This is a genomic window from Niveispirillum irakense DSM 11586 (assembly GCF_000429645.1).
GTDB lineage: Bacteria > Pseudomonadota > Alphaproteobacteria > Azospirillales > Azospirillaceae > Niveispirillum > Niveispirillum irakense.
This window is the reverse complement of record NZ_KE386936.1, coordinates 82,070-93,558: the sequence shown is the minus strand read 5'-3', so window position 1 is coordinate 93,558 and position 11,489 is coordinate 82,070. Positions and strand designations below refer to the sequence as shown.

Sequence of the window (11,489 nt, the reverse complement as noted above, 5' to 3'; positions counted from 1 at the left end):
GGCCGCTTCGCCATTGACGCCACCACCGGTGTCGTCACCGTCGCCGACGGCACCAAGCTGGATTATGAAACCGCCACCAGCCACACCATCACGGTACAGGCCAGTGACGGGACGGCCACCAGCAGCCAGACCTTCACCATCAACGTCGCCAATGTCGGACCAACCGTTCCGGTGGATAACGACGCCGCTGCCAACAGCGTTGTGGAAGGCGCGGCCAATGGTACGGCGGTCGGCATCACGGCCAGCGCCACGGATGTGAATGGCGGTACCATCACCTATAGCCTGACCGACAATGCCGGCGGACGTTTTGCCATCGATGCCACAACCGGCGTCGTCACCGTCGCGGACAGCACCAAGCTGGATTACGAGACCGCCACCAGCCACACCATCACGGTACAGGCAAGCGACGGTACCGCCAACAGCAGCCAGACCTTTACCATCAATGTCACCAATGCCGGGCCCGCCGCGCCGGTGGATAGCGACATTGCTGCGAATAATGTGGTCGAAGGGGCCAGCACCGGCACCCTGATCGGCATCACGGCCAATGCCACGGATGTGAATGGCGGCACCCTTACCTATACCCTGACCGATGATGCCGGCGGACGCTTTGCCATTGACGCCACCACCGGTGTCGTCTCCGTCGCCGACGGCAGCAAGCTGGATTACGAGACCGCCACCAGCCACACCATCACAGTGCAGGCAAGCGACGGCACTGCCACCAGCAGCCAGAGTTTCACCGTCAACGTCACCAATGCGCCTCCCAGCCAGCCCACTGACAGCGATGTGACGGACAACAGCGTGGCCGAGGGGGCAGCGAACGGCACGGCGGTCGGTATCACCGCCAGCGCGACCGATCCCAGCGGCGGCACTGTCACCTACAGCCTGACGGATGATGCCGGTGGCCGCTTCGCCATCGACGCCACAACCGGTGTTGTCACCGTTGCAGACGGCTCCAAGCTGGATTTTGAGACCGCCACCAGCCACACCATCACGGTGCAGGCAAGCGACGGCACCGCAACCAGCAGCCAGAATTTCAACATCAATGTCGCCAATGTTGCCCCGACACGGCCGATTGATAGCAATACCGCCGCCAACAGCGTCGCGGAGGGGGCGGCCGATGGCACCCCGGTTGGCATCACGGCCATCTCAGTCGACCCCAGCGGCGGCACCGTCACCTATAGCCTGACCAACGATGCCGGCGGCCGCTTTGCCATCGACGCCACCACTGGTGTCGTCACTGTCGCAGACGGCAGCAAGCTGGATTACGAGACCGCTACCAGCCACACCATCACGGTGCAGGCCACGGACGGCAACGCCATCAGCACCCAGAATTTCACCATAAACGTCACCAATGTCGCGCCGACCACGCCAACCGACAGCAACAACGCCACCAACAGCGTTGTGGAAGGCGCGGACAATGGTACGGCAGTGGGCATCACCGCCAACGCCACCGATATCAATGGCGGCGCCATCACCTACAGCCTGACCGATAATGCCGGCGGGCGCTTCGCGATCAACGCCACGACCGGTGTCGTCACCGTGGCTGATGGCAGCAAGCTGGATTATGAAACCGCCACCAGCCACACCATCACGGTGCAGGCCAGCGACGGGACGGCCACCAGCAGCCAGACCTTTACCATCAATGTCACCAATGCCGCGCCGACCCAGCCGGGTGACAGCAACAGCGCGCCCAACAGTGTCGCTGAGGGGGCCGCCAACGGCACCCTGGTTGGCATCACCGCCACCGCCCAGGATCCCGGCGGCAGCACTGTCACCTATAGCCTGACCGATAATGCCGGCGGACGGTTTGCGATTGACGCCGCCACGGGCGTTGTCACCGTCGCCGACGGCAGCAAGCTGGATTTTGAGACCGCCACCAGCCACACCATCACGGTGCAGGCAAGCGACGGCACCGCAACCAGCAGCCAGACCTTCACCATCAACGTCACAAACGTGGCGCCGACCACGCCGACCGACAGCAACGCCGCCAGCAACAGCGTGGCCGAAGGGGCGGCCAACGGTACGGCAGTCGGTATCACTGCCAGCGCCACGGATGTGAATGGCGGCACCGTCACCTACAGCCTGACGGACAGTGCCGGTGGCCGCTTTGCCATTGACGCCACCACGGGTGTTGTCACCGTCGCCGATGGCAGCAAGCTGGATTATGAAACCGCCCCCAGCCACACCATCACGGTGCAGGCAAGCGACGGTACTGCCATCAGCACCCAGAATTTCACCATCAACGTCACCAATGTCGCGCCGACCACGCCAACCGACAGCAACAACGCCACCAACAGCGTTGTGGAAGGCGCGGCCAATGGCACGGCGGTGGGCATCACCGCCACTGCCACCGATATCAATGGCGGCGCCATCACCTACAGCCTGACGGACAATGCCGGTGGCCGCTTTGCCATCGACGCCACCACCGGTGTCGTCACCGTCGCCGACGGTACCAAGCTGGATTACGAGACCGCCACCAGCCACACCATCACGGTACAGGCCAGTGACGGGACGGCCACCAGCAGCCAGACCTTCACCATCAACGTCACCAACGTGGCGCCGACCACGCCGGCGGATGCCAACAACGCCACCAATACCGTCCAGTTGGACGCAGCAGCCGGTACCGGCATCGGCATCACGGCCAATGCCACCGACGTGAACGGCACGCCCGTCACCTATAGTCTGTTGGCGGATGCTGGTGGGCTGGTGGTCATTGATGCCAATAGCGGCGTCGTCTCCATCCGGAATGGCGTTGACTGGTCCCAGGTCGGCACGGGCGCCAAGACCATCACGGTCCAGGCCAGCGACGGCCATGGCGGGCTGAGCCAGCAGGATTTCAGCTTCACCGTTCGCGCCCAGACCGGCACGCCGTCCACCCCGACGCTGGCCGCCGGCAGTGATACCGGCCTGTCGAACAGTGACGGCATCACCCGGCCGGGAACGCTGCAACTGACCGGTACGGCAGAAGCGGGCGCCACGGTAACCCTGTTCGTCAATGGCAATGCCAGTGGCCTGACGACGGTTGCCGGTGTGGACGGAACCTATGGCTTCAACTTCGACGCAAGCGCGCTGACCGGCACTGTGAACTTCAGTGCCACCGCCGTCGGCACCTCCGGCATTGTCAGCGAGGTCAGCGGCCCCCGCACCATCACCCTGGATGGCACGGCGCCGACGGTCAGCGGCGTGACGCTGGTCGGCACCCCTGATGCAGAGGCGACCAGCCTGACCTGGCGGATCAGCTTCTCCGAGGCTGTTGACGGCGTCACCGCCGGCGCCTTTAGCCTGGTGACCACCGGGACAGCCGGTGGCAGCATCGGTGGTGTCACCGTCATTGACAGCCGGACCATCGAGGTAACCGCCACCGGCCTGACCGGCAATGGCACGGTTACCCTGAATGTCGGCGGGACGGGCATTACCGATATTGCGGGCAATATTGTTACGACGCCGTCAGCCGGCACGCCCTTCGCCGTCGGCAAGGCTGGGGTCGTGGCCGGCAGCGTGACCCGCGATGTCACCTATCTGGAAGATTCCGGCACAGTCTCCCTTGCCGGCACCGTCCTGGCATCGGCCCCCGCCGGTGCCACCCTGACCGCAACCCTGACCCTGGCCAACCCGGCGCTTGGCCGGATCGTCGGGGTCGGCGGCACCTATGATGCCGCAACGGGCGTCTGGCGAGCCACCGGCACCCTGGCGCAGATCAACGCGGCCCTGGCGGCGGTCGGCTTCCTGGCAATTGCCAATAATGACCTGTCGACCAGCGTCAGCCTGCTCGTCACCGACAATGTCGCCGGCAATCTGCAGGTGAACAGCACATTCAACCTGACCGTCACGCCGGTGAATGACGCACCGGTGGTGGGTTCCGTGATCGGTAATCAGGTCGCTTCCCAGGGCAATGCCTTTGCCCTGACGGTGCCGTCATCGGCCTTCACCGATGTTGATACCGGTGATGTGCTGACCCTGTCGGCAACGCTGGCGAACGGCGCCGCCCTGCCCTCCTGGCTGCGCTTCGACCCCGCCACCGGCCAGTTCAGCGGCACGCCCGGCCTTTCGGATACGGGTGTGGTGAACATCACCGTCACGGCAAGGGACCGGGCCGGGGCCAGCGTGGGCCAGACCTTCGCGCTGACCATCGAGGATGTGCTGCGCCTGCCGGCGGCGGGCAGCACGCTCAGCGTTGATCGCTATACGACGATCATCGGCGATGTCGGCACTGACGTGATCACCTTTGCCCATATCGGCGGTGCCACGCTGGCCGTCAGCGGGCTGGAAACCCTGATCGGCAGCAATGGGCGCGATGTCGTCACCGGCATCGGCGCGCAGGGCATGACCATGACGGTGTCGATGCTGGAAAGCCTGACCGGCACACCCGGCACCGATGTGATCTATCTGGGTGGTGCCAGCAACACCATCTGGCTGCAGGGGATCGAAACCCTGGTCGGCAACAGCGCCCGGGACTATGTCCAACTGGGCGATGGCGGCAACAATGTCACCGTGTCCGCGCTGGAAACGCTGATCGGCGGGGCCGGGCTGGACCGTGTGACGCTGGCGGGTGGGGCCACCATCTCTGTTGAAGGGATCGAAAGCCTGATCGGCGGGGCCGGCACCGATTTCGTCTTTACCGGATCGGCAGGCGGTACGCTGACGGCCCAGGGCATCGACGTGCTGGTCGGTGGCAGCGGGCGGGATGTGATCCGTCTGGGCGATGGTGGCAACAGCCTGCTGGTGCGCGGCGTGGAAACCCTCCAGGGCGGCGCCGGCAATGATATTGTCACCATCGGCAATTCCGGCGCCACGATGAGCGTTTCCGGCGTCGAGACGCTGGTCGGCGGCGCGTCCAAGGAGGTGATCAGCCTGGGCAACCAGGGCAACACCATGCAGGTCAGCAACATTGAGACGCTGACCGGCGGCACGGGCGCGGATGATATTACCGTCACCGGCAACAAGGGCATCCGCTTCGAGGGCGGGGCCGGGGCCGACCGGATCACCCTTGGCACCGCCAGTGCCGCTGACCAGATCGTCTATCGCGATCCGGGTGATGGTGGCGCGGCCGGATCCAATACCGGTTTTGACAGCATCATCAATTTCCAGACCGCGACCGACACGCTGTCCCTGATCGGCAACCTGCGTTCCATGCTGGACCGCAACAGCGATGGTGTCGTCCAGGGCGCAGATCGGGGCACCGGCCAGATCAATCTCGCCACCGACGAGGTGGTGCGCCTGACAACGGCTATCGACAGTCTGGCCGATGCCAGCCTGGCTTCCATACGGGCCGCCATCGGCACGGTACAGAACCAGCAGGTTGGCAGCAGCGTATTGGTGCTGGCCGGCGACCGTGCCGACAATACCGGCGTCTATATGGTGACCAAGACCAGCAACAGCCCGGATATCGCCGCCAGCGAAATCCGACTGCTGGGCGTGGTTTCCAACGCCCGGCTGAATACCGGCAACATCACCTTCGGGTGATCGTCACCGACATTGCCGACCAAGACCGACCGGTGCCATGGTGCCGGTCGGTCACCGGCATATCATGTCGGGGATATCGGTATCGGGAGTTCCGGTTTGGCGCAAAACCTGGCTTTGACGTGGCAACTGACGGAGATGCACGGCTGGGGGCTGGTGGGCGTCCACACCGCCCTGTGCCTTGTGGACAGGAAGCAGCCGCCGCTGCTGCTGGCCAAGCCTGCCTTCATCACCATGCGTCCCTCCACGCAGGAAAAGCTGCGTGACCTGAGCCATGGTTATGAGCAGATCAGTGCCGTATCGGCCAAACATGGCGGGCGGGCGCTGCGGCTGCATGATTGCGTGGCGCTTCATGCGCTGGGCAACGGCTTTCACCATGGCCCCCCGTCCGACCTGTACCAGGGGGAAGGCAATATCGGCGTCATCGCGTTCGAGGATACGCTGTTCAACGCGGAAACCTTGAAGCGCGCCCGCCATTATGACCGGATCATCGTGCATTCCACCTATAATCACGACCTGCTGGTGGCCCAGGGCTTCACCGATGTGCGGGTAGCGTTCCAGGGCGTCGATCCGACAGAAATGCCGCTGCTGCCGCGCACGGGCCGGTTCGGCGACCGGTTCGTGGTATTTTCCGGCGGCAAGATTGAATATCGCAAGGCCCAAGATCTGGTGCTGGCCGCCTTCCGCATCTTCCAGGCCCGGCACCCGGATGCGCTGCTGGTGACCGCGTGGCACAATGCCTGGCCGCATACTTCCGCCGATATTGCCGAATCCCCGCTGATCAATCAGGCACCGGTCATTGACGCAGAGACAGGCAGGCTGCGCATCAGCGAATGGGCGGCAGCCCATGGGGTGCCGCCGGATGCCTTTATTGATCTGGGCTTCATCACCCGGCCACAGATTGCCCCCATCCTGGCGGAATGCCATGCCGCCATTTTCCCTAACCGGTGTGAGGGGGCGACCAATCTTGTGGCGATGGAGGCGATGGCCTGCGGCGTCCCGGTGATCCTGTCCGACAATACCGGCCATCGCGACCTGATCCGTGACGATCATTGCCTGGCCCTGCGCCAGCAGACACCGGTGACGGACAAGGCGGAGCGTCGCCGGGGCTGGTCCGATTCATCGGTGGATGAAATGGTTGCCCATCTGGAAAGCCTGTATGAAGATCGCAAGGCCGCGCGCGCCATGGCCGACCGGGCCAAGATCTTCATCCGGATCGACCGGAACTGGCGGAACTTCGCCGAAAGCTTCATCGAGGCCGCCCAATGAGCATGCGCGCCACCCGCTACTGGAAGGCCACCGGCCCATGATCCCTGCCCTGACCATCATCACCGGCGGGGCCGGTTTCATCGGCTCCAACATCGCTGCCGCCCTGGCCGCACGCGGGGAGGAGGTGGTGATCTGCGACCGGCTGGGCCATGACGATAAATGGCGCAATCTGGCCAAGCATCTGATCGCCGGCTTCGTCACCCCGCAAGACCTGCCGCGCTATCTGGCGGATAATGCCGCCCAGGTGAAGGCCATCCTGCATATGGGGGCCATTTCCGCCACCACGGAAACCGATGTTGACCTGATCGTCGATACCAACATCAAGCTTTCCACCCTGTTATGGAACTGGTGCGCCCATCGCGGCGTGCCCTTCCTCTATGCCTCGTCGGCGGCCACCTATGGCGATGGGGCGCAGGGCTTTTCCGATGATAATGATCCTGCCGCCCTGGCGCGCCTGCGCCCGCTGAACGCCTATGGCTGGTCGAAGCTGGCCTTCGACCGCCATGTCATCGACCAGATCAGCCGGGGCCGGCGCCACCCGCCGCAATGGGCGGGCTTGAGATTCTTCAACGCCTATGGCCCCAACGAATATCATAAGGGCGAGATGATGAGCGTGGTGGCCAAGAACCACGCCATCGCGGCAGCCGGTGGCCGGGTGCGGCTGTTCCGGTCATACCACCCCGACTATGCCGATGGCGGTCAGGTGCGCGATTTCGTCCATGTCCGCGATGCCGTGAATGTCCTGCTCTGGCTGCTGGATCATCCAGGCGTCAGCGGCATTTTCAATGTCGGTTCCGGGCAGGCCCGTTCATTCAACGACCTGATGACCGCCCTTTACCGCGCCGTCGGGCGGGAACCGGCGATTGATTATATCGAGATGCCGGAAAGCCTGCGCCCCCGATACCAGTATTTCACCCAGGCTGACCTGGGCCGCCTGCGGGCTGCCGGCTATTGCGCCCCCATGACCGGGCTGGAAGAAGGGGTTGCCGATTATGTGCAGCACTTCCTGTCCCAGCCCGATCCCTACCGGTAAGCAGATGGACGCCTACGCCCAAGCCATTGCCCATCACCGGGCCGGCCGTGCAGAGGCGGCGCTGGCCGCCGCCCGGCTGGCTGTGGCCGCCGCCACCAGCGACCCCATGGCGCATAATCTGCTGGGCGTGTGCCTGATTGGCGCGCAGCAAACCGCCGAGGGGCTTCAGGTTTTGCGAGGCGCGGTGCAGCGCTGGCCGGACGATGAAGGGCTGGTCGCCAATCTGGCCATCGGTCTGCACAATGCCGGCGACCAGAAGGCTGCGTGGCAGTATCTGCGCCATCTGGCGGTGCTGAACCCGGCCAGCGCCGCGGCCTTTGACCGGCTGGGGGCCTTGTCGCTGACCTGGCGGGGCGACCGCGACGGGGCTGCCCGGCTGGCCGACCGCGCCACCCGGCTGGCCCCACAGGATGCCGCCATCCGCATCAACCAGTCCCTGGCCTGGGCACCGCAAGATCTGGCAAGGACAATCCGCGTGCTGGATGTTGCCATCGCTTTGAGGCCGGAAGACCCCTACCCCTATGTGCAGCGGGCGGGCGCGCTGCTGCGCCGGGGGCAGGTCTATGCCGCCCTGCACCCGCTGCGCCGCGCCCTGCGGCTGAACCCGGCGCATGAGGATGCCGGCAGGCACGCCCAACGCTGCCAGCGTTATCATGCGGCAAGCCAGTCCGCCGCCGCGCATGGCCCCGGCCCCGGTGACGGGCTGCTGCTGCGCGGCCCCTTTTCCACCGCCAGCGGCTATGCCCATATGGGCCGCCGCTATATCCAGACCCTGCGCAAGCAGGGCGTGCCGATGCAGGTGGTGGGGGTCTTCGGCCATGAAACCTGGGGGGAGGAGCCGCTGGAAGCCCCGGTCGGGGCCAAGGCCGCCATCAACATCATGGTGCCGCTGGCGATGGAGCCGATCCCCAGCCTTGCCACCATCCTCTATTCCATGTTCGAAGGGCCGCGCATCTCCAGAAGCTGGGCACGGCAGAGCCAGACGGCCGATCTTGTCATCGTGCCCACCGAATCCTCCCGCATTGCCTGGGCATCGCAGGGCTTTCCGGAAGATCGCCTCCGGGTCTGTCCGCTGGGGGTGGATGCGGAACCCGCCGCCGCCAACGCCCCTGCCCTCACCCTGGTTACCGGCACGGGCCGCCGGGTGGACAGCTACCGCCACCGTTTCCTCAACGTGTCGGATGCCATCCCGCGCAAGAACCTGGACGGGGTGCTGCGCGTCTGGCTGCGGACGACGGACAAGGACGATGATGCCGTGCTGATCCTGAAGCCCGGCAAGGGCGGCAGCGAGAATGCGCGCCGCCACCTGCAAACCATCGTGCGCCAGACCCAGGCCCATGTCGGCCGCAGCTTTGCCGAGGCCGCCCCCATCGTGCTGGTGGATCAGCCCTTGAGCGAGGCGGAAATGACCGGGCTGTTCCGCACCGCCAATTATTACTGGAGCCTGTCGCATGGCGAGGGCTGGGATCTGCCACTGTCCAAGGCCGGCGCCATGGGTCTGGGGCTGATCGCGCCGGCCCATAGTTCCTATCTGGATTATCTGGATGCCCGTTTTGCCCGGATGATCCCCTGCACCACCGGCCCGGCCCACCTGCCCTATAGCGCGGAACCGTGGGAGATTTTCTACGGTCTGGACTGGTGGGAACCGGATGAAGATGCCGCCGCCGCCATCCTGTCCGATATCATCCAGGGCCGGGATACAGCGCTGCCGGATGCCTCATCACACCTGCTGGGCAACTTCACTTGGGATCAGGCTGCGCATAAGCTGCGCCATATCCTGGCGGATGCCGGGCTGCTGCGCCCGTGACCGGCGATGAAACAGGATGAGAGAGTGACCGACCTTTTCGCCGCCGCACTGGACCAGCACAGAGCAGGCAACCTGCCCCAGGCGGAAAACCTGTATCGGGCGCTGCTGGCGGAACAGCCCAATCACGCCTTTGCCAATAATAATCTGGCCATCCTGCTGCGCGCACAGCGGCGGTGGGAAGAGGCGGTTGCCTGCTACCGCCGGGCCCTGGCCAACAACCCGGAAGATGCCCAGGTCTATAACAACCTGACCTGCGTGCTCTCCGACATGGGGCAGGAAGCGCAGGCCGCCAGGGTCGGGATGCTGGCCGTCAGCCTGCGCCCGGATTATGCGGAGGCCTGGTTCAATCTCGGCAACATCTTTCGGGCCTTGGGGGATGGCGACGCGGCCAAACGGGCCTATCACCGCGCCATCCGCCTGAAGCCGGACAGGGGGGAAGCCTACAGCAATCTGGGCGATGTGCATAAATCAGCCACGGAACTGACCCAGGCGGCGGAATGCTATCGCACCGCCCTGCGCTTGCAGCCGAACCTGCCGCAGCCCTATGTCAATCTGGGCGAAGTGCTGAAGGAACAGGGCCGGGTGACGGAGGCTATCACCCTGCTGCAACAGGGGCTGGAACGGCATCCGCATCTGCCGGTGCTGCATTCCAACCTGCTGTTCGCCCTGCATTATTCGCCCCATGTCCCGCCAGAGGTGATTTTCCGCGCCCACCGGCAATGGGGGGAACGCCATGCCGCCCCCCTGGCCCCGGCGGTGCCGCCGTCCTTCACCAATGACCGCAGCCCGGACCGGCGGCTGCGCATCGGCTATGTCTCGCCGGATTTCTGCGGCCATGCCGTCTCCTGCTTCCTGGAACCGCTGTTGCGCGGCCATGATCGCAGCGCGGTGGAGATTTTCTGCTATCCCATCTCCCGCCGCAGCGATGAGACCACCGCCCGGTTCCAGTCCATCACCGGCCATTGGGTGCCGCTGACCGGGTTGACGGACGAGGAGGCAGCGGCGCGCATCCGTGCCGATGCCATTGATATCCTGGTCGATGTCGCTGGCCACACCTGCGACTGCCGCCCGCTGATCTTCGCCCGCCGGGCGGCGCCGGTGCAGGTTTCCTGGCTGGGCTATCCCGATGGCACGGGCATGGCGGCGATGGATTACCGGCTGACCGATGCCATCGCCGACCCGCCCGGCGTAACCGACCGCTGGCATGTGGAAAAGCTGGTGCGGCTGGAAAACGGCTTTCTCTGTTTCCGCCCCGCCCGGAACACAGATGTCAGCCCGGACCTGCCGGCCCGGAGAAACGGCCATGTCACCTTCGGATCGTTCAACAACAACGCCAAGATAACGGCGGAGGTGGTGGCCGTCTGGGCCGCACTGCTGCAGCGCGTGCCGGATACGCGGCTGGTGCTGAAAAGCCGTGCTTTCGGCGACCCCGCCACCCATGCCCGCTACATCGCGCTTTTCGCCGGCCACGGCATCACCGCCGACCGGATTGACCTGCGTCCCCACATCGCGGACCAGGGCGACCATCTGCGCGCCTATGACGGGATCGACATCGCCCTGGACCCCTTCCCCTATAATGGTACGACGACCAGTTGCGAGGCTTTATGGATGGGGGTGCCGGTGGTGACCCTGCAGGGCAGCCACCATGTCGCCCGCGTCACCGCCAGCATCCTGCATCATTGCGGGCTGGATGAACTGGTGGCCGTGGATACCGACAGCTATATCGGCATCGCCGCCACGCTGGCGGCCAGTATCGACCGGCTGGCGGCCTTGCGCCGGGACCTTCGGCAGCGGATGCAGGACAGTCCCCTGTGCGCCCCCTATGCCTTTGCCGCAACGGTCGAGAAAACATACCAACGGATGTGGCGTGACTGGTGCCAGACATCTTCCGCCGGAGAGGCGGGATGACGTGGTGGAAAC

At 65.1% G+C, this 11,489-nt stretch carries 5 protein-coding genes; all 5 read left to right on the top strand.

What is annotated here, in order from left to right; genetic code table 11:
- Window positions 1-5,463 (top strand): cadherin domain-containing protein (locus G473_RS0123655; protein ID WP_029015136.1); only part of this gene is annotated, 5,463 nt, incomplete at its 5' end.
- 96 nt (window positions 5,464-5,559) lie between these two features.
- Window positions 5,560-6,729 (top strand): glycosyltransferase family 4 protein, encoded by a 1,170-nt coding sequence (locus tag G473_RS0123650; protein WP_029015135.1) that lies wholly within the window; start codon window positions 5,560-5,562, stop codon window positions 6,727-6,729.
- A gap of 49 nt (window positions 6,730-6,778) precedes the next feature.
- Window positions 6,779-7,762: an ADP-glyceromanno-heptose 6-epimerase gene (gene rfaD / locus G473_RS0123645; protein ID WP_029015134.1), complete on the top strand. Its 984-nt coding sequence runs from the start codon at window positions 6,779-6,781 to the stop codon at window positions 7,760-7,762.
- 4 nt (window positions 7,763-7,766) lie between these two features.
- Window positions 7,767-9,569, top strand: coding sequence for a tetratricopeptide repeat-containing glycosyltransferase family protein (locus G473_RS0123640; RefSeq protein WP_029015133.1), 1,803 nt, complete (start codon window positions 7,767-7,769; stop codon window positions 9,567-9,569).
- A 24-nt stretch (window positions 9,570-9,593) separates the two neighbouring features.
- The gene (locus tag G473_RS28630) at window positions 9,594-11,477 is read left to right on the top strand and encodes an O-linked N-acetylglucosamine transferase, SPINDLY family protein (RefSeq protein ID WP_245580319.1); all 1,884 of its coding nucleotides are present in this window, start codon (window positions 9,594-9,596) and stop codon (window positions 11,475-11,477) included.
- The last annotated feature ends 12 nt before the right edge of the window (window positions 11,478-11,489 follow it).

What these genes read in the sequence shown, in the direction of transcription:
- G473_RS0123640 (WP_029015133.1), top strand. Translation starts at nt 7,767, where the DNA reads ATGGACGCCTACGCCCAAGCCATTGCCCATCACCGGGCCGGCCGTGCA.